General features: G+C 55.9%; 1 pseudogene. It reads right to left on the bottom strand.

Going from position 1 to position 678, the window contains the following annotated elements:
- Window positions 1–249, bottom strand: a pseudogene (locus C2I19_RS20075) (IS4 family transposase); the annotation flags it as partial.
- Window positions 250–678: the final 429 nt, after the last annotated feature.

Raw genomic sequence — 678 nt, forward strand, 5'->3', positions numbered from 1 at the left:
GTCTGCCAGCACGGCTTGATTGAGTTCGACAAAGGCTTGCCAGCGCAGCTTCTTGCGCGCCATGCGGAAGGCGTCGTCGTTGGCGCGGCGGCCGGACGGAAGTGGAAGGCGGGAGAAGAACTGGTCGAGCTCGACCTGCAGCGAGCGCATCAGGCTGACGAGCAGCACGCCGCCCACGCGGTCGAAGGTGAAGATGGTGCGACGGGTAAAGTCGCGAGCGGTTTGCCGATGGCGAGCGATGAAATCCACGGAAGTGATGAGCTGATGGATTTTATAGATCGAATTGGAATATTGAGGGGGCGGGTTTTGTGTTCATTTCGTTATATGGATCAATTGCTTATGGCGAGATTGTATCACGCGGCTCGCAGGCGCCCATGACGAAATGCTAATTTCGCGACAGTGGGGGGGCCTAGCGGCAAGATTGGCTTGCCAAGGAAATGAATTGTCGAGAGTTTAATTTCGGTAATGCTATCGGATTATTATAATAAGTGCCCACAACAAATTGGCTTGATTCTTGCTTGCACTCACCCGGACTCTACTCACCACCGAACTCCATGAAGTGCACCGTACAACTGACCGAGACCGAGCGCCTGACTCTGCAGCAACTCGCCCTCAATCACCGGCATCGCGACATCCGCACCCGTGCCACCGGCATGCTGTACCTAGCGCGCGGACTCA

Source organism: Chromobacterium alticapitis (genome assembly GCF_002924365.1).
In the GTDB taxonomy this organism is placed as follows: domain Bacteria; phylum Pseudomonadota; class Gammaproteobacteria; order Burkholderiales; family Chromobacteriaceae; genus Chromobacterium; species Chromobacterium alticapitis.